Origin of the sequence: Bradyrhizobium sp. LA2.1, assembly GCF_040547725.1 — a bacterium.
In the GTDB taxonomy this organism is placed as follows: Bacteria; Pseudomonadota; Alphaproteobacteria; order Rhizobiales; family Xanthobacteraceae; genus Bradyrhizobium; species Bradyrhizobium barranii.
This window is the reverse complement of record NZ_JBEPQI010000023.1, coordinates 80,019-102,933: the sequence shown is the minus strand read 5'-3', so window position 1 is coordinate 102,933 and position 22,915 is coordinate 80,019. Positions and strand designations below refer to the sequence as shown.

The 22,915-nt window shown below is 64.2% G+C and carries 19 protein-coding genes and 2 riboswitches; of the genes, 2 read left to right on the top strand and 17 right to left on the bottom strand.

The window, feature by feature from the left end; all coding sequences use genetic code 11:
- Positions 1-66: 66 nt before the first annotated feature.
- A complete protein-coding gene (locus tag ABIB95_RS34615; protein WP_354246204.1) occupies positions 67-2,397 on the bottom strand; it encodes a hybrid sensor histidine kinase/response regulator in 2,331 nt (776 codons plus the stop codon).
- Positions 2,398-2,530: 133 nt separating this feature from the next.
- Here ABIB95_RS34615 and xth point away from each other — a divergent pair, with 133 nt between their 5' ends.
- A complete protein-coding gene (xth, locus tag ABIB95_RS34610) occupies positions 2,531-3,328 on the top strand; it encodes an exodeoxyribonuclease III (RefSeq protein WP_283016618.1) in 798 nt (265 codons plus the stop codon).
- Positions 3,329-3,410: 82 nt separating this feature from the next.
- On the opposite strand, the gene ABIB95_RS34605 is transcribed toward xth, so the two are convergent.
- From ABIB95_RS34605 to ABIB95_RS34545, 13 genes are all read right to left on the bottom strand, one after another.
- Entirely contained in the window at positions 3,411-4,241 is an 831-nt protein-coding gene (locus tag ABIB95_RS34605; protein WP_071913596.1) for a tetratricopeptide repeat protein, read from the bottom strand.
- Positions 4,228-5,952 (bottom strand): dihydroxy-acid dehydratase, encoded by a 1,725-nt coding sequence (ilvD, locus tag ABIB95_RS34600; protein WP_247305303.1) that lies wholly within the window; start codon positions 5,950-5,952, stop codon positions 4,228-4,230. Before ilvD ends, ABIB95_RS34605 begins: the two co-directional genes overlap by 14 nt.
- Positions 5,953-6,364: 412 nt before the next feature.
- Positions 6,365-6,823, bottom strand: coding sequence for a GNAT family N-acetyltransferase (locus ABIB95_RS34595; protein ID WP_283016619.1), 459 nt, complete (start codon positions 6,821-6,823; stop codon positions 6,365-6,367).
- A 75-nt stretch (positions 6,824-6,898) separates the two neighbouring features.
- Positions 6,899-8,053, bottom strand: a complete 1,155-nt coding sequence (locus ABIB95_RS34590) for a ribonucleotide-diphosphate reductase subunit beta (protein ID WP_283016620.1) — start codon at positions 8,051-8,053, stop codon at positions 6,899-6,901.
- A 10-nt stretch (positions 8,054-8,063) separates the two neighbouring features.
- Positions 8,064-10,967, bottom strand: coding sequence for a ribonucleoside-diphosphate reductase subunit alpha (locus ABIB95_RS34585; protein WP_354246199.1), 2,904 nt, complete (start codon positions 10,965-10,967; stop codon positions 8,064-8,066).
- A gap of 122 nt (positions 10,968-11,089) precedes the next feature.
- A riboswitch (cobalamin riboswitch) is annotated at positions 11,090-11,307 on the bottom strand.
- A 113-nt stretch (positions 11,308-11,420) separates the two neighbouring features.
- Positions 11,421-11,999, bottom strand: coding sequence for a hypothetical protein (locus ABIB95_RS34580; protein ID WP_354246196.1), 579 nt, complete (start codon positions 11,997-11,999; stop codon positions 11,421-11,423).
- 61 nt (positions 12,000-12,060) lie between these two features.
- Complete coding sequence (locus ABIB95_RS34575; RefSeq protein ID WP_354246193.1) at positions 12,061-13,071, bottom strand: DUF6925 family protein; 1,011 nt, start codon at positions 13,069-13,071, stop codon at positions 12,061-12,063.
- 17 nt (positions 13,072-13,088) lie between these two features.
- Entirely contained in the window at positions 13,089-15,206 is a 2,118-nt protein-coding gene (locus ABIB95_RS34570; RefSeq protein ID WP_354246190.1) for a TonB-dependent receptor domain-containing protein, read from the bottom strand.
- A 114-nt stretch (positions 15,207-15,320) separates the two neighbouring features.
- A riboswitch (cobalamin riboswitch) is annotated at positions 15,321-15,534 on the bottom strand.
- 75 nt (positions 15,535-15,609) lie between these two features.
- Positions 15,610-15,831 carry a hypothetical protein gene (locus ABIB95_RS34565; protein ID WP_354246187.1) on the bottom strand — a complete coding sequence of 74 codons (222 nt, stop codon included), beginning with the start codon at positions 15,829-15,831 and terminating at the stop codon, positions 15,610-15,612.
- A gap of 128 nt (positions 15,832-15,959) precedes the next feature.
- On the bottom strand, positions 15,960-16,217 hold the full coding sequence (locus ABIB95_RS34560; protein ID WP_354246185.1) for a hypothetical protein: 258 nt from the start codon (positions 16,215-16,217) through the stop codon (positions 15,960-15,962).
- Positions 16,218-16,319: 102 nt separating this feature from the next.
- Positions 16,320-16,532, bottom strand: a complete 213-nt coding sequence (locus ABIB95_RS34555) for a hypothetical protein (RefSeq protein WP_354246183.1) — start codon at positions 16,530-16,532, stop codon at positions 16,320-16,322.
- Between the two features lie 152 nt (positions 16,533-16,684).
- Entirely contained in the window at positions 16,685-16,861 is a 177-nt protein-coding gene (locus ABIB95_RS34550) for a hypothetical protein (RefSeq protein WP_166341944.1), read from the bottom strand.
- 126 nt (positions 16,862-16,987) lie between these two features.
- Entirely contained in the window at positions 16,988-18,724 is a 1,737-nt protein-coding gene (locus tag ABIB95_RS34545; RefSeq protein WP_354246180.1) for an adenylate/guanylate cyclase domain-containing protein, read from the bottom strand.
- Between the two features lie 326 nt (positions 18,725-19,050).
- On the opposite strand from ABIB95_RS34545, the gene ABIB95_RS34540 reads away from it, so the two are divergent.
- Positions 19,051-21,234, top strand: a complete 2,184-nt coding sequence (locus ABIB95_RS34540; protein ID WP_354246177.1) for a lytic transglycosylase domain-containing protein — start codon at positions 19,051-19,053, stop codon at positions 21,232-21,234.
- Positions 21,235-21,324: 90 nt separating this feature from the next.
- Here ABIB95_RS34540 and ABIB95_RS34535 read toward each other — a convergent pair whose 3' ends face one another.
- The 3 genes from ABIB95_RS34535 to ABIB95_RS34525 form a co-directional block, all read right to left on the bottom strand.
- Positions 21,325-21,627: a hypothetical protein gene (locus tag ABIB95_RS34535; protein ID WP_175618423.1), complete on the bottom strand. Its 303-nt coding sequence runs from the start codon at positions 21,625-21,627 to the stop codon at positions 21,325-21,327.
- A gap of 68 nt (positions 21,628-21,695) precedes the next feature.
- Positions 21,696-21,884, bottom strand: coding sequence for a hypothetical protein (locus ABIB95_RS34530; protein WP_084795121.1), 189 nt, complete (start codon positions 21,882-21,884; stop codon positions 21,696-21,698).
- Positions 21,881-22,279 (bottom strand): hypothetical protein, encoded by a 399-nt coding sequence (locus tag ABIB95_RS34525; RefSeq protein ID WP_354246174.1) that lies wholly within the window; start codon positions 22,277-22,279, stop codon positions 21,881-21,883. Before ABIB95_RS34525 ends, ABIB95_RS34530 begins: the two co-directional genes overlap by 4 nt.
- Positions 22,280-22,915: the final 636 nt, after the last annotated feature.

Below are 22,915 nucleotides of genomic sequence, written 5' to 3'. Positions count from 1 at the left end.
GCGCCGCGTTACATTGCCGGCGCACGCGCCAGTAGCTCAGCGGGACCAGCTTCTCGATCTGACCGGCTAGACGCCGGTCATCTGCCTTTCCTCGTCCGTCCACGCGACGTCGATCGGCGTCAGCTCCGGCTGAAGCGGCGCGTCCTCCGACATCGTGTGGCCGTCGAGCGCGCGCAGCAAGGCGGCGGCGAGCGCGGGCTTACGCAGCGGCTTTGCCAAAAAATCCGACATGCCGGCCTCGCGGCAGATCTTGACGTCCTCGGGGAAGGCGTTGGCGGTCAGCGCGACGATCGGCAAGGCTTCGAAACGCCCGCCCTGCGCGCGGATCGCCCGCGTCGCGGCAAGGCCGTCCATGTCCGGCATGCGCACGTCCATCAGCACGACATCGTAGTCGCTCTCCGAGGCAGCCTCGACCGCCTGGACGCCGTCGGTGACGACGCGCAGCTCGACCTCGAACGCCCCCAACATCTTGGTCACGACCATGCGGTTGACGGCATCGTCCTCGGCCACCAGCACCTTCAGCGGCCGGTCGAGCCCTGCGATCCGTGCCTTCAGCTCGTCGGCTTCATCGCTGCCCGCCGCCTGGTCGGAGACCTGCGCCTGGCTCCAGGGCAGCACCAGCGTGAAGCGGAAGGTCGAGCCCTCGCCCGGCGTCGAGGTGACGCCGATGGTGCCGCCCATCTGCTCGATGATGCGTCGGGAGATCGCAAGCCCAAGCCCGGTGCCGCCAAAGCGGCGGCTGATCGAGGCGTCGGCCTGCGCGAAGTCGGAGAACAACTCCCCGAGCTTCTCGGGCGCGATGCCGATGCCGCTGTCGGTCACGGTCCATTCGACGGTCGCAAGCAGATCGCGGCGCGCCTGGCAGGTGGCCTTGATCGTCACCTCGCCTTCGTCGGTGAACTTTACCGCGTTGGAGGCGAGGTTGAGCAGCACCTGCCGGATCCGCGCGACATCACCGCGCAGCGTCGGCGGCAGGTTCGGATCGAGCTCGACCTTGACGGCGAGCCCCTTGCTCTTGGCGCCTGCGCGCACGACGGTCGCAACCGTCTCGACCAGCGCCTGCGGCGCAAAGTCGATCGCCTCGAACGCGAAGCGTCCGGCCTCGAGCTTGGACAGATCGAGGATATCGTTGAGGATGCGCTGGAGATTGTCGCCGGACTCGCGGATCGAGGTGACGGCCTCGTGCTGCTCCGGATCGAGCTTGGTTTCCAGCAGCATGCTGGCAAGCCCGAGCACGCCGTTCATGGGCGTGCGGATCTCGTGGCTCATCACCGCGAGGAAGTCGGACTTGGCGCGGCTCTCGGCCTCCGCCTTTTCCGCGCGCCAGCGCTCGGTGACGTCGCGGCCGAAGCCGCGATAGCCGAGGAACAGGCCGTCGCGGTCGTAGGCCGGCTTCGCGGTGAGCGACCACAGCCGCGCTTCGCCGCCGGCGACGACCTTGAGGTTCATCTCGTGCAGCGGCTCGCTCTGCTCCATCAGGCCGACGACGTTGTAGGCTGCGCTCTTGTCGTCGGGACAGAGCATGTCGAGCACGTCGACGAAATGCGAGCCCTTCAGCAATGGAAGCGGAAGCTGCGCCACTTCGGCGAAGCGTTGGGGCACGTCGACGAGATGCCCTTCGGCGTCGGTCTGCCACAACCAGTCGCTGGCGTTCTCCTGAAAGTCCTTCAACAGCAGCGAGATGATCTCGGTCTGACGTTCGAGCTCGAGCCGGGCCTTGAGATTGCCGAGGAACAGATTGCCCTGCGAGACGATGTTGCGCGCCATGAAGAACGCGAACAGCAGCAGGAACACCGCGGTCAGCAGATACGGCCCGGTGCCGCAGAGGAACAGCGCGCCGGCACAGGCCATCGTCACGGTCGCGAGATAGACGAGGCCCGCGCGCGGGAAGGTCGACAGCGTGAAGGCGCCGCCGGACATCATGCCGACCATCAGGCAGGCCAGGATGAGCTGACTGGTCGGCTCGACCCGGCTGAACAGCGCGAGCGGAAGCGTGCCCCAGATCGCCGCGAGGAAGAACGCCTGCCGCAGCATCTGCCGCGCGGCGCGCGGTGATGCTTCCTGCGGCGGGTTTTGATGCGACCGCCGCCACGCGCGCACGGCAAGCGAGGCGGTGACGGCGAGGGTCATGCCCCAGATCGCGAGGAAATCGTTCCAGCCCCTGCCCCAGAACAGGATCAGCACGATGGCGACGTTGAGCATGGTGACGGCCATGGTCACCGGGATCGCGCGCATCACCGCGTCGATCTGCTTGGCGCGGATGCGGCGCAGCTCGCGCTCGCTGAGATCGGCGGTCAGGCCGTCCTCGATCTCGAAGCCGCCGAGCCAGTACAGGAACGCGCCGATCAGGCCGTCGCGCGGCTCAGCTTGCTTCATGGATTTGTCCGGCCATCCCATTCGAAAAACCTTTTCGGCATCAATGGCCCGAGCCCGGCTTAAGCCGGGTTAATTTTGTGGGAGATTTTGCGGCGTCCTTGACGGGCGCGTTTGCAGTTTGTTCTAACCATGGCCCCTGCCCGGAGCCCCACCAATGCCCATCAGAATTGCTACCTGGAACGTGAACTCGGTCCGGCAGCGGATCGACCTGCTGCTGACCTGGCTGAAGGAATGCCAGCCGGACATCGTCTGCCTCCAGGAGATCAAATGCGTCGACGAGGCCTTCCCGCGGCTGGAGATCGAGGCGCTGGGCTACAACGTGGTCACCCACGGTCAGAAGACCTTCAACGGCGTCGCTTTGCTCTCGAAGCTTCGCTTCGACGAGACCAAGTCGGGCCTCGCCGGCGACGACGAGGACGCCCATGCCCGTTTCCTCGAGGGCGTGGTCACGCTCAAGCACGGGGTGCTGCGCATCGCCTGCCTCTATTTGCCCAATGGCAATCCGGTCGGGACCGAGAAATATCCCTACAAGCTCAAATGGATGTCGCGGCTTCTTGAGTATTCGAGGGAGCGCCTCAAGGCCGAGGAGCCGCTGATCCTCGCAGGCGACTTCAACGTCATCCCGCATGCCCGCGACGTCCATAATCCCGCCGCCTGGACCGAGGACGCCCTGTTCAAGGCCGAGACGAGGGAGAGCTTTCAGTCCCTGCTGGGCCTCGGCCTCACCGACGCCCTGCGCGCGGTCACCGACGAGCCCGGGCTCTACACCTTCTGGGACTACCAGGCCGGCGCCTGGCAGAAGAACCATGGCTTGAGGATCGACCATCTGCTGCTGTCGCCGCAGGCCAGCGACCGGCTCGCCAATGTCGGCATCGACAGCTATGTGCGGGCTTGGGAGAAGCCGTCGGACCACGTGCCGGTATGGGCGGATCTGAATCTGGAGGCGGCTTAAGCTGGTGCGCGGAGGTGCTGGATGGAGCTTGCGGACTGCGCTTTGCGCAGCCGCGGGCTAACCTACCCGGCTGGGGTACCTACTACCGGCGGCCCTGAACGCCCTGCACCCACTGTTCCAGCATTTGCAGGCACATAGCGCGGTCGTCGTCCGAGGCCTTGGCGAAAGCGCGATTGTAGCTTTCCTTGATCCAGGTTTCCTCGATACCGGCGCTGTCACGCGCCAGCGTCAGCCACATCAGGCCGCGCGCGGCCTGCCGCGGCAGGCGGTCGCCATTGAACAGCATCTGGCCGAGCAGCGCCTGCGCCTCGTGCTGGCCCTTCTGAGCGGCAAGGCCAAGCCAGCGCGCGCCATAGCGGAAATCCTCGCGTGAAGCGTCCGGAGTCTTCAGATACAGCCGGGCGAGATCGTACTGCGCATCCGCATTGCCGAAATAGGAGGCCGCATAGGAGAACATCTCCCGCGCCCGGTCCGGATCCGACTTGATCTTCGAGTTCGGGATACCGCTCAGATAGTAGCGGCCGAGCGCGACGAAGGCGTTGGCCACGACCTGCGCCTGCGGCGCCGACGGGCTGTCCTCGGCATGCGCATTGGCGATGCGGCTGAAATATTCGAAGGCGCGCACATCGTCCTGGGCGACGCCGTCGCCATCGGCATACATGCGGCCAAGCTTGAACTGAGCGCCGGGATGACCGCCTTCGGCGGCATATTGCAGGGCGCTGAGCGAGGTTTCCTGGGGCGTGGTCGCCGGTGCCGCCACCTTGCTGCGCACGGCACCCGCGGCGCCCGGCAAGGTGGTCACGACCGGGAGGGCCGCATCCTTGCTGGCCGAGCCGTCAAAGGCGAGCGCCGGCGCGGCCAGCGCACCGACCCCCAACACAAACGCAACTATGGCACGCCTAGATGTCCGCATAGCACTGTTTCTCGTGCGCGCCGCCCGGATGGGTCACTGCCCCACCGACCGCTGGTCCAACCTGCTGAGCATACTTCCAGAGCGCACCCGACGTGTGGTTAGTCGCGCGAGCGCTCCATTTGGTCTTGCGCTGGGCGAGCTCTTGGTCGCTCAATTTTACGTTAAGGGTACCTACGACCGCGTCGATCTCGATGATGTCGCCATCCTCGAGCAGCCCGATCGGGCCGCCGATGGCGGCTTCCGGCCCGACATGGCCGATGCAGAAGCCGCGGGTGGCGCCGGAGAAGCGGCCGTCGGTGATGAGCGCGATCTTGCCGCCCATGCCCTGGCCGGTCAGCGCCGCGGTGGTCTGGAGCATTTCCCGCATGCCGGGACCGCCCTTGGGGCCCTCGTAGCGGATCACGATGACTTCGCCTTCGCGGTAGGTGCGGTTCTGGACGGCCTCAAAGGCGTCCTCTTCCCGGTCGAAGCATCGCGCCGGACCGGTGAACCTCAGGTTAGACATTCCCGCGACTTTCACGATCGCACCTTCTGGCGCCAAATTGCCCTTCAGACCAACCACACCACCGGTGACGGTGATCGGCTTGTCTGCCGGGTGCACCACATCCTGGTGCGGATTCCACTTAACGCTTTTGAGGTTTTCGGCGATCGTTCGACCGGTGACCGTAATGCAGTCACCGTGGAGAAATCCGTTGTCGAGCAGCGTCTTCATCAGAAGCGGTATGCCACCTACTTCAAACATGTCTTTGGCGACATAACGGCCACCCGGCTTCAAATCCGCGACATATGGTGTCTTTTTGAAGATTTCGGCGACGTCGAACAGGTCGAACTTGATGCCGCACTCATGCGCGATTGCCGGCAGGTGCAGTGCAGCATTGGTCGAGCCACCGGACGCCGCGACCACGGCGGCGGCGTTCTCAAGCGCCTTCCGTGTCACGATGTCGCGCGGCCGGAGGTTGGAGGCGATCAGGTCCATGACCTTCTCGCCCGCGGTCATGCAGAAAGCGTCGCGGATCTCATACGGTGCCGGGGCGCCGGCCGAGTACGGCAGCGCCAGGCCGATCGCCTCGGAGACGGTCGCCATGGTGTTGGCGGTGAACTGCGCACCGCAGGCGCCCGCCGAGGGGCAGGCCACGCGCTCGATCTCGTCGAGGTCCTCGTCCGACATGGCGCCGACCGAGTGCTTGCCGACCGCCTCGAACATGTCCTGCACGGTGACCTGCTGTCCGCGGAAATTGCCGGGCAGGATCGAGCCGCCGTAGATGAAGATCGAGGGCACGTTGAGACGGACCATCGCCATCATCATGCCCGGCAGCGACTTGTCGCAACCGGCAAGGCCCACGAGCGCATCATAGGCGTGGCCGCGCACGGTCAGCTCGACGGAATCGGCGATGCACTCGCGCGACGGCAGCGACGAGCGCATGCCGTCATGGCCCATGGCGATGCCGTCGGTGACGGTGATGGTGCAGAATTCACGGGGGGTGCCGCCGGCCGACGCGACGCCCTTCTTCACCGCCTGGGCCTGGCGCATCAGGGAGATGTTGCAGGGGGCGGCCTCGTTCCAGCAGGAGGCGACGCCGACGAAGGGCTGGTGGATCTGCTCGGTAGTCAGACCCATGGCGTAGAAATAGGACCGGTGCGGCGCGCGCGTCGGGCCTTCCGTCACGTGACGGCTCGGCAGCCTCTGCTTGATGTCGGTCTTTGCGTCCATCGCAAACCAGTTTCCCCGGCCAACCCTTTCAGACCCGAAAAATCAGAGCCAAGATTTGAATCGACCTTGGGATTTTCCGTCCTTCGAAGACCGCCGATGCCCTTCAAACTTTAGAGCGATTTTATTCATGTTCGGGTGTGGCTAAAAAGCGGCGCTGATGCGAACGGACGGAGATAAGGGTTTAATCCAAGATGAGTGTTGCAGAGACAGCACAATCGTTACCGGGAAGACACGGGTTGGCTTACTGTAATACCCTCGTGATTATACCAATCCACAACTTGAGATTTCAAAGCCGCTCCGGCGCGCCCCAGCGCGGGTCTCGGGAACGGAGCGTGCCTCACCTGAGTCGCGGCGGCCCACAGTACCAACCCCGTCATCCTGAGGCAGGAGTGATGAGCGCGAAGCGCCCAGTTCAATCCGTCAGGTCGAGCCGCATGAACTGGTTGTGCGGGCTTGTCTCATAGTCAGCGAACGGCGCGCAGGAGACGAAACCGGCGCTGCGGTAGAGCGAGATGGCGGGCGCGTGCAGGGCTGCCGTGCCGGTCTCCAGGCTGAGGTGCACATAGCCCCGCTTGCGGGCTTCAGCGATGATATGGCTCAGCAGTGCGCGCCCTACCCCGGTGCCCCGCGCAGCCGGCGCGGCACGCATCGACTTCACCTCGCCATGCGTATGATCCAGCTCCTTCAGCGCACCGAACCCGAGCAGGACATCGTCCTGCCAAGCCGTCCAGAAGGTCACGGTGGCAGCCGAAAGGCCGGTGGCATCGAGAGCGAACGCGCGCTCGGCCATCACGCTGCGCAGCTCCTCGAGATGATGTGCCAACAAGTCGGCGACATAGGGCGCCGTCGGATCGTCTCGTCGGATCTCCACCTCATCCCCCTGCTGTCGCACGCGTGCCACCGTTTAAGCACAGGTGACACGCCCGCGGCATAACCATGATCGGTGCTATTCCCAAGTCAGCGCACCACCATTCTGGTATTCGATGACGCGGGTCTCGAAGAAGTTCTTCTCCTTCTTCAGATCCATTGCCTCGGACATCCACGGGAACGGGTTCTCGACCTCGGCGAACACCGGAGCGAGCCCGATCTGCGCACAGCGGCGGTTGGCGATGAAGTGCATGTACTGCTCGCACAGCGCCGCGTTGAGCCCAAGAAAGCCGCGCGGCATCGTATCGCGTCCGTAGGCGGCTTCCAGCTCGGCCGCATCACGGATCATGCCGCGAACCTCGTCCTGGAATGCCGCCGTCCACAGATGCGGGTTCTCGATCTTGATCTGGTTGATCACGTCGATGCCGAAGTTGAGATGGATACTCTCGTCGCGCAGGATGTATTGATACTGCTCGGCGATGCCGACCATCTTGTTGCGGCGGCCGAGCGACAGGATCTGCGCAAAGCCGGTGTAGAACCACATCCCCTCGAACACGACATAGAAGGCGACGAGATCGCGCAGGAAGGCGCGGTCGCTATCCGGCGTCCCCGTCTGGAACGACGGATCGTCCAGGTGCTGCGTGTGCTTGAGCGCCCAGGCCGCCTTGTCCGTGATCGACGGCACCTCGCGGTACATGTTGAACAGCTCGCCCTCGTCGAGGCCGAGGCTTTCGACGATATACTGGAAGGTGTGGGTGTGCACCGCCTCCTCGAAGGCCTGCCGAAGGAGGTACTGCCGGCACTCCGGATTGGTGAGGTGACGGTAGATCGCCAACACGATGTTGTTGGCGACGAGCGATTCAGAGGCTGCGAAGAAGCCGAGATTGCGCTTGATCGCGCGCCGCTCGTCCTCCGTTAGCCCGTCCCGCGACTTCCATAGCGCGATGTCGGCCTGCATCGAGACTTCGGTCGGCATCCAGTGATTGTTGCAGCCTGAAAGATACTTCTCCCAGGCCCATTTGTACTTCAGCGGAAGCAGCTGGTTGACGTCGGCGCGGCAGTTGATCATCTGCTTCTCGTCGACCGAGACGCGGCCGCCGGCGCGATCGATCGCACCTAAGCCGGTCGGGTCGGCCGGCTCGAGCTTGAGCTGGGTCTGCGGACGCAGTGCGGTGGCGAGACTTGAGACGGCCGGAGCGGCCGCTGTGGTTTCGGTATCGGACCAGTCAAGCATCGTCATCTCCTCACTGGCACGCTTCGCATTCGGGATCGTCGATCCGGCAGGCCTTGATGCCGTCGAGGTCCGGCACCGCAGAGGTCGGTATCATGATCGGCGCGTGCGACACCGCCACAGACGCGGACACCGCATTGAGCTTTCCGTCGGTGCCCTTCAACGTCGATTTCTCGACATGCGTGGCGCTGTGCGAGCGCAAATAGTAGGTCGTCTTCAAGCCGCGCCGCCAGGCCAGCCGGTAGAGCGCATCGAGCTTCTTGCCGGAGGGATTGGCGATGTAGAGGTTGAGCGACTGCGACTGGTCGATCCATTTCTGCCGGCGCGCGGCCGCCTCGATCAGCCAGGCGCTGTCGATCTCGAAGGCGGTGGCGTAGAGCGCCTTCAGATCGTCAGGAACGCGGTCGATCTGGCCGACGCTGCCGTCGAAATATTTGAGGTCGGAGACCATGACCTCGTCCCAAAGCCCCCTCGCCTTGAGGTCGCGGACCAGGAACTCGTTCACGACCGTGAAGTCGCCGGACATGTTCGATTTCACGAACAGGTTCTGATAGTTCGGCTCGATCGACTGCGAGACGCCACAGATGTTGGAGATCGTCGCCGTCGGCGCGATCGCCATGACGTTCGAGTTGCGCATGCCGCTGGACGTGACCTTCTTGCGGAGGCGATCCCAGTCGAGCGTCGCGGAGCGATCGACGTCGAGACCACCGCGCGCGTCGGCGAGAAGCTGGATGGAGTCGAGCGGCAAGACGCCCTTCGACCACAGCGAGCCCTCGAAGCTCGGATAACGTCCGCGCTCCGCGGCGAGATCGGACGACGCTTCGATCGCGTGGAACGAGATTGCCTCCATGCTGGTGTCGGCAAACGCCACGGCCGCGTCGGACGCGGTCGGAATGCGCTGGACCTGAAGCGCTTCCTGAAAGCCCATCAGGCCGAGCCCGACGGGACGATGACGCATGTTGGAGCGCCGCGCTTCCGGGATCGTGTAGAAATTGATGTCGATGACGTTGTCGAGCATCCGTACTGCTGTCGTCACCGTCCGCTTCAGCTTGGCATGGTCGAGTCCATTGGGACCGACATGGTTGAGCATGTTGACGGAGCCGAGATTGCAGACCGCGACCTCGTCGGCGGAGGTGTTCAGCGTGATCTCGGTGCAGAGGTTCGACGAGTGGATCACGCCAACGTGCCGCTGCGGCGAACGCAGATTGCAGGGGTCCTTGAAGGTGATCCAGGGATGACCGGTCTCGAACAGCATGGTCAGCATGCGACGCCAGAGGTCGCTCGCGCGCACGGTCTTGAAGACGCGCATGCCGCCGGCTTTCGCCCTGGCCTCATAGGCCTCGTAAGCCGTCTTGAACGCCTCGCCATAGAGATCGTGCAAATCGGGCGTCTCGTCAGGCGAGAACAGCGTCCATTCGCCATCGGCATCGACGCGCTGCATGAACAGGTCCGGCACCCAATTGGCGGTGTTCATGTCGTGGGTGCGGCGGCGGTCGTCGCCGGTGTTCTTGCGCAGGTCGAGGAATTCCTCGATGTCGACGTGCCAGGTCTCCAGATAGGCGCAGACCGCGCCCTTGCGCTTGCCGCCCTGGTTGACGGCAATCGCGGTGTCGTTGGCAACCTTCAGGAATGGAATAATGCCCTGGCTCTCGCCGTTGGTGCCCTTGATGTGGGCGCCGAGGCCGCGCACCGGCGTCCAGTCGTTGCCGAGGCCGCCGGAATATTTTGCCAGCAGTGCGTTGTGCTTGATCGACTTGAAGATGCCGTCGAGGTCGTCCGAGACGGTTGTGAGAAAACAGGACGACAATTGCGGACGCAGCGTACCCGAATTGAACAGTGTCGGCGTCGAGGCCATGAAGTCAAACGACGACAGGAGGTCATAGAATTCGATCGCCTTAGCCTCGCGATCGATTTCGCGCACCGCCAAGCCCATCGCGACACGCATGAAGAAGGCCTGCGGCAATTCGATCCGCTTGCCGCGGACGTGCAGGAAGTAGCGGTCGTACAGCGTCTGGAGGCCAAGGAACTGGAAGTTTAGGTCGCGCTCGGGCTTGAGTGCAGCCGCGATCCGGCCGAGGTCGAAGCGGGCCAGCTCAGGATCGAGCAGTTCGGCATCAATGCCGGTCTTCAGATAGGCCGGGAAATATTCAGCATAGCGCACAGCCATATCGGCCTGCGAGGCGGAGGTCGGCACGGCATGGACATAGGACAGCACCTCGCCGCGCAGCTTGTCCAGCAGCAGGCGCGCGCTGACATAGGCGTAGTTCGGCTCCTGCTCGACCAGCGTGCGCGCGGCCATGATCGAGGCCAGTGCCAGTTCGTCCTGGCTGATGCCGTCGTAGAGATTGCGGGTGGTCTCGGTGAGCACGGGTGCCGCAGAGACGCCGTCGAGACCGGCGCAGGCTTCGCCGATAATCAGCGCGAGCCGCTTGGTGTCGAGACCAACGCGCGAACCGTCGGCGAGCGTGACATGAAGTGCCGGCGCGACAGCGGGCGTCACTTCCGCGGCCGCCTCCTCGGCGCGCTGGCGCGACCGCTCCTCGCGGTACAGCACATAGGCGCGCGCGACCTTGTGGTGCTCGCTCCGCATCAAGGCGAGCTCGACCTGGTCCTGCACGTCCTCGATATGGAAGGTGCGTCCCTCGCCTGCCCGCCGCATCAGCGCAGTGACGACTTCGGCCGTCAGCTGCTCCACGCTCTCATGGACGCGGCGCGAGGCGACCGCGCTGGTGCCTTCGACCGCGAGGAAGGCCTTGGTCATGGCGACCGCGATCTTGGCGGAATCGAACGGCGAGACTTTTCCATTGCGGCGGATGATCTGCATGGCCGGCTCGCTCGAAGCAGGCGCAAGCGATAGTGGACGCAAATGAACGATGGGTGCGGAAGCGGTGTCCGCGTCGTGCAGGTTCAGTGACATCAATGGGCCCCGTGATGCGCGCGTTGTGTTTGAACGGGGCTGTAAGGAAGGACGCTGCAGAAACGCCGGCAGCAGAGTTGCCGGGCGGTGCATGCAAGCGACCGCCGGACACCCCGCCCGTGGACGTTCAGATCGTCGCGGCAGGTCTCCTGGCTCGCAGGTCGTCGCCCACTTCCCGTCTTCCCGGTGCGAAAGGCACCAGTGACGATTGTTCGGAAGCAGCTCGCTGCTGACAGTTGCGGGGGCAGCGCCGGAATTCCGCGCTCTCGCGCGGTTCACCGGCTTCCCTCTTAGCCACTAAATCTTGCGATCCAGCGGAACCGTGACGCCCACATGTGGTGACATATGCAGCCGGGTGTCAACGATTCGTTGCGGGTCATGAACCCTGTTCCCTGTGGAATGCGGGAATTCCCGCCGGGCTCGCGCAACCCTTGGGATGACGCACATCCAGCATTACGCGTTCCGCATCGCGCGCCCGAACGGATCGACCAGGCGGACGATCTCGCAGGCGGCGACGAGGCCGGCGAGCCAGACGGCGCTGGTCAGCCCGATGCGCGTCACGATGGCCGCAGTGAACGCGCCCTCGCCGCCAAGGAACGGCGTCGCGGCAAGCAGCGCGAGCTCATAGGCGGCGTAGGCGGCGACGAGCGCGATGGCCAGCATCAGCGGCGTGCGGCCCTGCGGCAGCAGGCGGAGAACGGTCGATGCCGCTGCCGTCGACAGCAACGCGGCAGCACCGATGACAAAGCCCCAGGCGATGGTGCTGCCATCGATGGGATAGTGCAGCACGCCGAAGCCGATGGTCTGGTTCACGAGCCAGGCGCCGGTGACGACGAGCAGCGCCGGACGCATCGGCAGCATCGCGGCGGCGACGACGGCGAACGCCGCAAACGGCGTCGCGCAGGCAAGCGCGAAGCTCGCGAGCGCGCATGACACCGTCAGCAGCACAAAGCAGAACATCGGCGCGAGGCGCGAGGTGACCGGATGAAGGCGGAAACGGTCGGCGTGGGGCGGCAGGATGGTGACAGTCATGGAACGATCTCCTTGTGGGATTTGTAGCACAATTTTGCTGGAACGCGGCATCACGTCTGACTCAGTGAAGAGCCTCCATGGGATCTTCAGTCTCGGCTGGATCGCGCCGGTCGTAGGCGGCAAGCCAGGCGGCGAGTGCCGCCGTGTGCGGCTCCATGGCAGCCAATTGACGCAAGGCCACGCGAACGGTGGCGCGCGCCGTGCGATCGGGCGGAAGCGTCATCATCTCAGGTCCCCGCCCCTTCGCGACCGCCTCGACCACGGCCCTCTTGCACGCCGTCAGCTCCGGCAGCCCATAGAGTTCGAGCAGCGCCTGGAAGGCTGCGTGACGATCCGGCCGAAAAGCGCGCTTGCGGCCGAGCTGATCGCGGAGCGGATGGGCCGGATAGAGATGCGCGCAGGGGATCCACCCCTCAGGCAGCGGCTCGTTGGCGGCATGGGTGCGGCGATGCGCGAGCAGCTTTGGCAGAACGTGGGTGTGCGGGCCGTCAGGGCTTCGCCCACCCGGCGGCGGGATCCGCTGGAATACCTCGGCGCGCCCGATGCGGCTGATGAAGACGCGGTGCGGATTGGCGGTCAGAATGATCCGCATGGCATCGCTTTCGGGCGCGAACACGGATTGGCCCGTGCGGCTCCTGAGTGCGGCGACGGCATCGGCATCGCTGACGCGGATGCAGGCGTCGATCTGCAACGTTCCGAGACCAAGGTCGAACAGGATGCCGCTGCGATCCCTCGTCAGGAGCGCCTCGACATCCGGACCGAGCTCGGTCAACACGGTACGACCACTCATGGCGCTGGCTTCATGCGGAAGACACAGCGCGATGCGGTGGCTCCAGCTCTCCGTGGTCGGCGATTCCGATGCGATCAGGCGCAGATCCGGGTGGGAGACAACGCGTATCCCACCCTTCTGCGTCACGGCGCTGATCCCGTTGCGAGACTGCTCCATATCGAAGGCCTCACCGGGCTCGCGTGTGAACTCGGCAATGGCACCGAACGTGCCGACGCTCCAGCCGGCCTCAGCGTCGGCAAGCTGGCTTGCGATCAGGTCCATGAGCGGATCGGCCGTCGTCATGAGGCTTCTCTCTCTCACTATCTGACGTCGTAATTCGCCAGGCGAATGCCGCCATAGACGCCCAGTCCCGGCTGCAGAAAGCCGGTCGGATTTTGATAGTGCACATTGGCGAGATTATCGACCCGGCCGAACACCTTCACCTGGTCGGTGACCAGATATTCGGCTGCGACGTTGACGACAGTGTAGGCCGGAGCCAGCAGACGCAGAATGCTGAAGTCGCGGTTGCCATCGACGAAACTCCCGACGTGCAACACTGTTGCGGACAATGTGAGCGGGTCGATCGGATTCCAGATGACATTTGCGCTCCACTTCTCCTTCGGACGCCTCAGCAGCTCCAGTCCCGCCGTTGCATCCACTGCGCGGGTAAAAGTGTAGTCGGCACGAACGCGAAGCCGGTCGGTGATCGCAGCCGCGACGAAGCTCTCCGTGCCCTCCGTGATCGCCTTGCCGATATTGGTGTTGGTGCTCGTGAACGTCACGGGATCGAACGTGCTCTGGATCAGGTCGGTAATGTTGTTACGGAAGTAGGTCGACCCGAAGCGGACACGATCGCCAAACAAGGGTTGCTCGAAGCCGGCGTCGTATCCGACGCTTTCCTCGGGCCTGAGGTTGGGATTTGCAAAGAAGAAGAACGCGGGAAAGCTGACGTAAAGCTGGTTGAGCGTTGGCGCCTTGAACCCCGTGCCGTAGCTTCCCTTGAACTTCGTATCCGTGACCGGCACGATCATGGCAGACGCCAGACGAAAGGTCGGATGTTCCCCAAACCGCTCGTTATCGTCCTGCCGGACGTTGGCCGTGAAGAAGACGCGATCCCGGAACTGGGACTGCAGCTCCATATATCCGGCCTTGTTGACGTTTTGCGCCGAGACCGTCGCCGTTTGCAGTGTTTCGGTCTCATGCTCCGCACCAATGATGACATTGTTGTTGGGCGCGAGCTGGGTCGTGGTGTGCCAATCATACTTGACGCGGTCGCCGGTCGTGATCGTGGCCATCGCGTCGCCGGGCGAGATGTTGTAGTTCCAGTGATTGGTGTAGTTGACGCCGAAATAGCTTTTCATCCGGTCGTCGAGAGCGGACCAGACCGCCTCCCCGCGCGTGAAGAGCTGGTGCACCGTCTGCGTGCTTTGCGCGGCCGCGGGAAAGCTCGCGGATGTGACGGGATCGAAGGTGTCTCCGGTAAAGCGCAGGGTGGCGTCGGTGTACCGCGCCACGCTATTGAGCGTCAGGTTTTCGCTCAATTCGACGCCAAGCTTCGTCGAGTAGGTCATGTTGTCGTAATAATTGCCGATCGCCTTCTGCCCCGGCGGCAGCAATTCGACCGGCGTCACCGGCACGTCGTTCGCGTGGAAATGCGCGACGTTGAAGGCATAGTTGAAGTGGTCCTGTGAACCGCTCAGACCTGCAGTTTGATTGAACGTTCCGAACGAGCCTCCCTCGACCGAGCCGGTGGCGCGGGCGGGACCGTCGCCCTTCTTCGTCACGATGGAGATCACGCCCCCCAGCGCGTCTGCGCCGTAGAGACCGCCCTGCGGACCGCGCAGGACTTCGATCTGCTGAATGTCGGAGGTGAGCAACTGGCCGAAATCAAACGAACGGTTCGGGTTGCCGGGATCGCTGACATCGATGCCGTCGATCAGGACCTTGGTGTGGTTGGAATTCGTTCCGCGCATGAAGATCGACGTCTGTCCGCCGGGGCCGCCGGTCTGCACGAGATTGAGGCCGGGAACCGCGCTCAGTGCATCGGATGCGGTCCGGCGCTGATCGCGCTCCAAGTCTCTGGCGGTCAGAACCGTCACCGAGCTCGCAACCAGATTGGTCGGAGTGACAATACCCGTCGGACTGACGACGACCGTCGGAAACAGGTTGGCCGCGGATACCCCGGCAACCGGAGACGACGCCGGCACCAGCTCGGGCTTCGGCAGCCGAGCGACGCGCCGCTGCTCGGGCTGGTCGGGCCCAGGCCGCGCGACTTGCGGCTTGGCCGGACGCTCGGTCGGCGCGACCTCGACCGGCGGCAGCAGATCGGGCGATGCCGACTGCTGCGCCTGGGCAATGGACAGATCGAGCGAATATAGGGAAACGAACGCGACAACGCCGGCGCGGAAGCGCCTGGCGGCAAAGACATTACGGGACACTCTTGTAACCTCGGTATGACGTCAGTGGCACGTCACAGCGAACGAGGTTTCACGGCGGAGCGTTCGATTGCTCCGGTGAAGCTAATGTCTGTACTCCCCGACCGACATCTTCGCGTGTGACCACGGCTGACGGCAGGTCTCCTGGCTCGCGGGTCGTTACCTTACGTCGCCTTCCCAGGACCGAGATTCCCAGTGGCATATGACGAAAGATTCACCGCTTACAGTTGCGGGGGCAGCCGTGGCGTTGAGAATATCCCGGTATCGGGAAAACCTCGCACCACGTTCCCTTTTGATCTCCGTGAGGAGAACCGTCACCGGCCAATCTACGGGGCGGGCAAGCGAAGAGTCAATCGGCCGGTTGCATCACGGTCAGAGCGCCGCACCGGAGATTGAGCCGGCGCAATCAGGCCGGCTCCTGCTCCGAACGCGTCCTGATCACCGCCCGCTCGCCGGCATCGACGAGCTGGCCGATGCCGGTGCGGCCTGTGAGCGCGCAGCGGATGATGTTCTCGGCAACGGACCTGCGAAAGCAATGGTCCTCGCCGACCGGGCGATTGCGGCAGACCCGATCCAGCGCCAGCTTCATGTTGATCCGGGTGCGGGTGTCGAAATGCTCGCTGATCATTCGCAGGGCCTCGATGCGTTGATGTCGGAGCGGAAACGCGTCGGCGTAGGCCGGGTTCCAAAAACGGACCGCGCAAGGCGTTGCGCAGAGCCGACTACGCCCGATCTCTTGGTCCTGTGACGGGCGGGCTACGCCCGACCTCTTGGCCGCTGGGCCTGAGCCCAGGCCGCGGTGACGTCGCGCAGCGGAGCGTCGATGCGCCGGATCGGGGTCAGCTCACCGGAGGCCGAGATGATGGCGGTCTCCTCGCTGCGACAGCGCGGGCATACGAAGCGGACCTCGTGCGGCGACGAAGACCAGCTCGAACGTTTGACGTTGGCCGCCATCGGCCATGCATCGCAATGCGAGCACGACACCAGGAACCGACCGAGATCGAGCATACCCATTCCATAGGACTCCGCGTCCTGCCTGCCCCTTCAATGACTAACCCATGTGGATCGTTCCGGTGCCCGAGCACCCTCAGCGCTAGCTCCAGCCAGCGCCGCCGCTCAGTGGGCACCCTTGAGGGTGCATGACGTGGTGCAGGTGACGGTGTTGCCGTGGTCGCACGCCTTGCAGGCGGCAACGCACTGGTTCATGTCGCGGGGATTGTAGGAGCTGTAGTTCCGCATCGCACAGACCGGGGTCGAGCCGGTGATGTCCTGCTCCTGGTTGCAGGCGGCCATCATGAGCGCGAAGATGAGGACTGCGAGAAGGCGCATGGGATTGCCCTGGTGAGGAGCGGCAAAGCGACGTCAGCGAGATGCGCTGCACCGCAACGGACCTCGGCATTCCCAATGCGAGCAATCATGATCGCGACGCTCGCATCCTCAAAGGATGCGCGCCAAACATTAAGAACGGATTGCAGGCGGCGTCAGGCCGCGGCCTTGGTCGCGATCGCCTTCCGCATATCCACCGCCAGCTGACGATACTGCTCCGAGAGTCTCAGATAGAACTCGCGCTTGGTGCTGTCGGTGGCGAGCTTGGCAATCAGCTCGCATTCGGCGGTGAGCGTCTCGAACCGTTCCAGCCTGTCATGAAGTTCTGTCATCGGCGTGTCCCCATCAAACGCCACAAGGGACGTCAAACCTAAGCCTGAGAAATAGGTCACGGCGAACATCGTTATCGAGTAGAAACGTTTTTTCCAGCAAGGACGGTGCAAGCCCAGCAAGAACGGCTATTTCTGCTCCAGCCGCCAGGCACCATCCCAAGCTGCGTCCGGCGGATTGGCCTCGAACTGCGCGATGCGGCCGAGCAGCGTGCGCGAGGGACCGTCGCCGGGCACGGCTTCGAGCGCTGCATTGAACGCGGCGCGAGCATCGTCAAAACGCTGCGCGCGGTAGGCGGCGAGGCCTTCGGCGTAGCGCGCGCGCAGACTCTCCTGCGGGACGCTGAGCCCGTGCGCCTTGCTCATCACCTCGAAAATGGCCTGCGATGCGCTTTGGCCGGCCACCGCGAGACGATCGATCTCGCGCAGCTCGAGGTTCGATCCGATCGCGTCCGCCGTCGCCTGCGCGATCAGGATCCGCGTGCCGTAGATCTTGTTGACCAGTTCGAGCCGCGAAGCGAGGTTCACGGCATCGCCCATCACGGTGAAGCTCATCATCAGCTCGGAGCCGATGCTGCCGGTCAGGACCTCGCCGGTGGCAATCCCGATGCGCAGATCGCAAGGGCCTGGCATGGCGCGGATGCCGAGCAGGTCAGGCAATTGCTTCTGCAACGCCGGCACCTCATCGGCCATGTCGATGGCGGCGTAGCAGGCGAACAGCGCCGGCTCGTCCTCCTCAATGAAGGGAGGGCCCCAATAGGCCATGATGGCATCGCCGATATATTTATCGATGACGCCGCGATGGCTCCGGATCGGCGCGGACATCACCGTGAAATAGTGGTTCATGACCTTGACGAGGCCGCGCGGGGTCATGCCCTCGCTCATCGAGGTGAAGCCGCTCATGTCGGAGAACATGATGGTCATCACCCGGCGCTGGCCGTCGATGGCGACCTCCGGGCGGTCGATCAGCCCCTGCGCTACCTTGGGATCGATATAGCGGCCAAAGGTCTCACGGATCCGCTCGTTGTGCCGCAGCTGCTCGATCATGCGATTGAAGGCGGCGGCGAGTTCGCCGATCTCGTCCTGGGTCGAGACCGTGATGGTCTTGTCGAAGCGGCCCGCCTCGACCTCGCGGGTGCCGGCGAGCAACAGCCGCACCGGTCGCGTGATGCCACTGGAGACGAGGAGCGCGAAAGCAAATCCGACCACCGCCGCGAGGATGGTGACGATGCCCGAAATGATCATCGCCTGGTGCTGGCGACCGATCACTGTCGCCGTACTGGCGAAGACCTGCTTCAGCATGTCGGCGCGGATCGCGTCGATCTTCTGGTTGAACTGGTCGCGTATGGTGTCGAGATGCTCCAGGGTCCCGCGCGCCTCCGTCATCTGCTTGCCTTCGACCTGCTTGAGGAGTTTTGCGTGGTCCTCATTCATGTCGTGACGCAGCTCGGTGAGAGCGGTTTCGATGCGGGTCTCGATCCGCGCCAGCCCGGCATTGTCGGAAGGCGTCCTCTTGTCGTCGATGATCGCGTTGATGTGCGTGCGCGCGGCCTCGGCTTCCTCGTCGATCTTCCGATCGGCCTCCTCGAATTCGCGCAGGCGCGCCGCGTAGGCCTCCTCCTCCGAGGGGGCCTGCATCTTCATCATGACCATCCGCCGCAGCGCCACCGAGCGCTCCAGCGAGCGGATGTTGGCGCGCGCCAGATGGCCATAGGCCGGAATGTAGCGATCGGTCAGCTCGTCGAGCAGGACACCGACCTGGCTCGACATCACCATCGAAAGAATCGCGGTGACCAGCATCAGGACGATCAATCCGAGGGCGATCCCGACGATCTTGCGCCTGATCGACTGGTTGAAAAGTGGCATGAGCGGTGGGGGTAAGAGCTGAAAGGACCGGTTGGGAACTCAATACACCGGTTTTGGCGGCGGGAACACGCGCAATCTGGCCCTCGCGACGCCCCTGACCGCGCGCAACCGTCGCGCGAGCCCCATTCGTTAACAAAGGTTGAAGGCATTACCCTTTCCGCCATTTCGGAAGTTCCCGAGTTCCCATCGGTATTTTGCCGCATTGTTGAAGGAGCGTGAGGACTGCGAAACGATGTCGTGGCATCGTTTTGGGTGTCGTCTTTGATTCTCAAGCCGCATGTCGTCGCGGACCTTGGTTTGTAGTGGTTTCGCAGGGGGACCATCGAATGAACCAGTGCCTACGCTCGCTCGCGTGTGTCATTGCCGTGGCCGCTTTGGCCTTGATCCCAACGGAGCTGGCAGCGAAGAGCAGTCACAAATCGTCTGCGTCGAAGAAGACGCATGAGGCGAAGGCCGGCAAGCAGCGCCATGCTGCGGTCAAGTCGCGCCATGGCAAGCACGCCGAGGCCAAGCGCAAGTCGAAGAAGGACGACGAGCCCTCGGACAAGCCGGCGCCGCCGCCGCTCACCGGCGACCTCGCCGCGCTGAAGGACGCCATCGATCTCGCGCGCAAGGGCAAGACCGACGATGCAAGCGCGGCGCGCGACCGCATTGCCGATCCGGCCGGACAGAAGCTCGCCGACTGGTTCATGCTGCGCCATTCCGAGAGCACGGCACCTTTCAAGCGCTACGCCGGCTTCCTGGCCGCCAATCCGGACTGGCCGAGCAGCGCCCTGCTCCGCCGCCGCGCCGAAGCGCGGCTGTGGCAGGAGAAGAGCGACGCGGCGACCGTGCACAAGTTCACGATGGACCGGCCGACCAGCGCCAAGGGCAAGTTCGCGCTCGCCCGCGTGCTCCTGAGTGAAGGCGACAATGACAGGGCTACGCGCCTGGTGCGCGAGGCCTGGCGCACGGACGAATTGTCCGAGCGCAGCGAGGAGGATTCCTATGAGGCGTTCCGCGATCTCCTGACCGCTGACGATCATCGCGCCCGCATGGACAAGCGCCTTGGCGCCAAGGACTATGCAGGTGCGCGTCGCGCGGCCAAGCGGCTTGGCGAAGACGCGCTCGCGATCGTCAAGGCCTGCTCGGCGGTCACCGGCAAGGCCAACAAAGCAAAGGATTATCTCGAGGACGTCTCGACCGAAGCACGCCGCGATCTCGGCTACGTCCTCTGCCGCGCGCAGTGGCATCTCCAGAACGACCGCATCGACGACGCCGCCGAGGTGATCCTGGCCGCCGCGCCCGACACGATGGCGGCCCAGGACACCGATGCCTGGTGGCGCGAGCGCCGCCTGCTCGCGCGGAAGCTGCTCGACCAGGGCAAGTTCAAGACCGCCTACGACGTGGTGCGCGCGGCGGCGGTGCCCGCGATGGAAGTCTATCGCGTCGACTACCACTTCATGTGCGGCTGGATCGCGCTGCGCTATCTCGACGATCCCAAGACGGCCATGGTGCATTTCGCCGCGATCGACGAAGGCTCAGCCAATCCGATCGCGCTGTCGCGTGCGCATTACTGGCGCGGCCGCGCGGCCGAGGCGATGGGGGCGACGGCGGATGCGCGCATGAGCTATCAGGCCGCTGCGCGCTATCCGACCGCCTATTACGGCCAGCTCGCACGCGCCAGGCTCGGCCTCGACGGGATCGAGCTGCGCGCGCCCTCGCCCGTGCTGGCCGCGGCCGATACACAGCCCGCGGACGAGCGCGTCCGAGCCGCCGAGATGCTCTACGGCACCGGCGAGCGCGACATGGTGTTCTATTATGCCGAGGATTTCGCCAAGGAGAGCACCGACGTCGCAGCGCTGGAAGCGCTCGGCGAGCTCGCCGGCCGGCGCAACGATGCGCGCGTGATGCTGGAGGTCGGCAAGTCGGCGCTGGCGCGCGGGCTTGCGCTCGACCATTACGCCTTCCCGACCATCGGCATTCCCGAGCACAAGCAGGTCGCGCCCGCAATCGAGACCAGCGTGATCTATTCGGTGGCACGCACCGAAAGCTCGTTCGACCAACGCGACAAGTCTGCCGCCAACGCGGTCGGGCTGATGCAGGTGACCCCGGAGGCGGGCCGCGATACCGCAAAGCGCTTTGGCCTGACCTATGACTGGGACAGGATGGTGTCCGATCCCGTCTACAACACGCAGATGGGCGCGGCCGAGCTCAGCGCGCTGCTGTCGGAATATCGCGGCGACCAGATCATGACCTTCGCGGGCTACAATGCCGGCCGCGGCCGGGTGCGCGAATGGGTGCAGGCGCGCGGCGACCCGCGCGACCCCAAGGTCGATCCGGTCGACTGGGTCGAGCGCATCCCGCTGTCGGAGACGCGCAACTACGTCCAGCGTGTGATGGAGAATGTGCTGGTCTACCGCGCCCGGTTCGAGGGCAGCGGCACAGCCACGGCGAAGTCCGAGCAACGCGTCACGACGCACGAAGTCAGCGCGGCACCCACGGCAGCGGCCGCAGCCGCCGCGCCCTAGCTTCGCAACGCCGGGGCTGGACGCGGCGCGAAGCTGGATGCAGTGACTGCGGCCGCCGACTCTGCGCGGCCCGCATCGTTAGGCTAGCCGTCACCTCCTTCCGTGGTCAGAAGGTTCGTGCGCGCGCAGAAATGCTTCCGTCAGCGCGCCCGAGAGCGCGCCGAATTGCATCATCCAGCTCCAGCTCGAAATGGCCGCCAACACCGTGACCATCTCGAGCGAACTGCGGTAAGGCCAGAGCGCTTCCATGCTCGTCTGCTGATACCGGCGGTAACAATCATACTCGCAGTACTGCCGTTGCGTGGACACATGCCGGACGTAGCTCGAGCCCAGCGGCCGGGCGCACGCGCTGCAGGTGACGCCATGGCGCGGTTGGTCCTGGTTGACGAGCATGAATTTCAACGTCCTGTCCTCCCCTGCCAGCAGTCGCATCGGCCGATGCGCTTCGCCCACCCGTCAGCTCAAGACGCCGCTTGCGCTCGCCTCTCGATCAACGGCGCCGCTTCGTGATGGAGCGCGTAACACTCGTAGCCGCAATAGGGCAGCAGCGTCTTCGCGTCGCGCAGATAACCGCCGCTGATCTCCTCGCAGCACCATAGACAGAACGTCTTGCGGAAAGGGGTCCTGCCGTTCACCAATATGAATCTCACGTGGCACCTCCCAACGCGAAGCAGTAGACCGTGTCGACCAGAGAGGCGGACGGCGGCGGCGCGCAAAGATGGTTGCGGCCGTCGGGATTGTCCCTGTTTCGCTCGACCTTCTGGGATGGAATGAGGATGTACTTCCCGTCTTCCCGGCGCCGCGCGTAGATCCGGCCGTCGACGTATCGCACCTCGGTCGGGTAGCAATCCGCGCTGTTGCAGCAGCTGAGCACGGGATTATCGGGCATGTGCCAGCTGGAATAGAACTTCTCGTGCAGGAGCTGATCCTGGAGTGGATGATGACGACGTGCACCATCCTGTCCGAGCTCGTCGGCCTTCACTCCCGTTACCAACGGAAGCGGCAGCGCGATCATCAAGAGGAGCTTGCAAGCACGGTTCAGCACGCAGCCTCCGGTTCAGAATTGCCGAATGGAGCCGATCGAAGGGCTAATCCTCATGCCGCCTGAAATCGAAACAACCATCGGCGGTCGCGTTCGCGGCGCGCCCTGAAGCGATCGAGACATTTTCTGGAGCACAGCGGCGCTCGCCACGAATAATATCGGATCAGGCCAAACTTGCCGCTACAGACAGCGCAGGCTTTTACGGCAGGGCCACGCTCGGAGTGTTCAGGCGTATCGCACATCATGCTCTCCTCCCGGCTCTCATGGTCGTGGCTTCGCGCGTACGCTGACGCCCGACCATCCACGCTCGTTACTGAATTGCGGCCTCTCAATCGCGACCAGCCAATCGTGCAGCAGGTCGGGCAATGGACGCGGAGCTATCGGCAGCACATCGAGCTAATCGCCGGCTTGTGGCCTTGCACATCGCGTCCCTTCGATGGTTGTGAGACTAGTCCGCATGCAACGGACGACTCAATTGTACGGAGGTAAATGTGCGCTATGACTTGGGATGCGCGAGCTATACGTAGGTTTGCCCCGTAGTTTTCCGGGCCTTCGCCGCACCTTCGCAACGAGACGGCGCAAGGCCGGCAGGCTGCACGGCTGCCGCGAGTTTCGGCGCGGAGTCTACTTTGGTCGGAG

Excerpts from the sequence above, each read along its gene's own strand:
- ABIB95_RS34545 (WP_354246180.1), bottom strand. The coding sequence starts at position 18,724 with ATGCCACTTTTCAACCAGTCGATCAGGCGCAAGATCGTCGGGATCGCC.
- ABIB95_RS34605 (WP_071913596.1), bottom strand. The coding sequence starts at position 4,241 with ATGCGGACATCTAGGCGTGCCATAGTTGCGTTTGTGTTGGGGGTCGGT.
- ilvD (WP_247305303.1), bottom strand. The coding sequence starts at position 5,952 with ATGGACGCAAAGACCGACATCAAGCAGAGGCTGCCGAGCCGTCACGTG.
- ABIB95_RS34590 (WP_283016620.1), bottom strand. The coding sequence starts at position 8,053 with ATGCTTGACTGGTCCGATACCGAAACCACAGCGGCCGCTCCGGCCGTC.
- ABIB95_RS34575 (WP_354246193.1), bottom strand. The coding sequence starts at position 13,071 with ATGACGACGGCCGATCCGCTCATGGACCTGATCGCAAGCCAGCTTGCC.
- ABIB95_RS34560 (WP_354246185.1), bottom strand. The coding sequence starts at position 16,217 with ATGGGTATGCTCGATCTCGGTCGGTTCCTGGTGTCGTGCTCGCATTGC.
- ABIB95_RS34540 (WP_354246177.1), top strand. The coding sequence starts at position 19,051 with ATGAACCAGTGCCTACGCTCGCTCGCGTGTGTCATTGCCGTGGCCGCT.
- xth (WP_283016618.1), top strand. The coding sequence starts at position 2,531 with ATGCCCATCAGAATTGCTACCTGGAACGTGAACTCGGTCCGGCAGCGG.
- ABIB95_RS34585 (WP_354246199.1), bottom strand. The coding sequence starts at position 10,967 with ATGTCACTGAACCTGCACGACGCGGACACCGCTTCCGCACCCATCGTT.
- ABIB95_RS34550 (WP_166341944.1), bottom strand. The coding sequence starts at position 16,861 with ATGACAGAACTTCATGACAGGCTGGAACGGTTCGAGACGCTCACCGCC.
- ABIB95_RS34580 (WP_354246196.1), bottom strand. The coding sequence starts at position 11,999 with ATGACTGTCACCATCCTGCCGCCCCACGCCGACCGTTTCCGCCTTCAT.
- ABIB95_RS34565 (WP_354246187.1), bottom strand. The coding sequence starts at position 15,831 with ATGATCAGCGAGCATTTCGACACCCGCACCCGGATCAACATGAAGCTG.
- ABIB95_RS34555 (WP_354246183.1), bottom strand. The coding sequence starts at position 16,532 with ATGCGCCTTCTCGCAGTCCTCATCTTCGCGCTCATGATGGCCGCCTGC.
- ABIB95_RS34615 (WP_354246204.1), bottom strand. The coding sequence starts at position 2,397 with ATGGGATGGCCGGACAAATCCATGAAGCAAGCTGAGCCGCGCGACGGC.
- ABIB95_RS34535 (WP_175618423.1), bottom strand. The coding sequence starts at position 21,627 with ATGCTCGTCAACCAGGACCAACCGCGCCATGGCGTCACCTGCAGCGCG.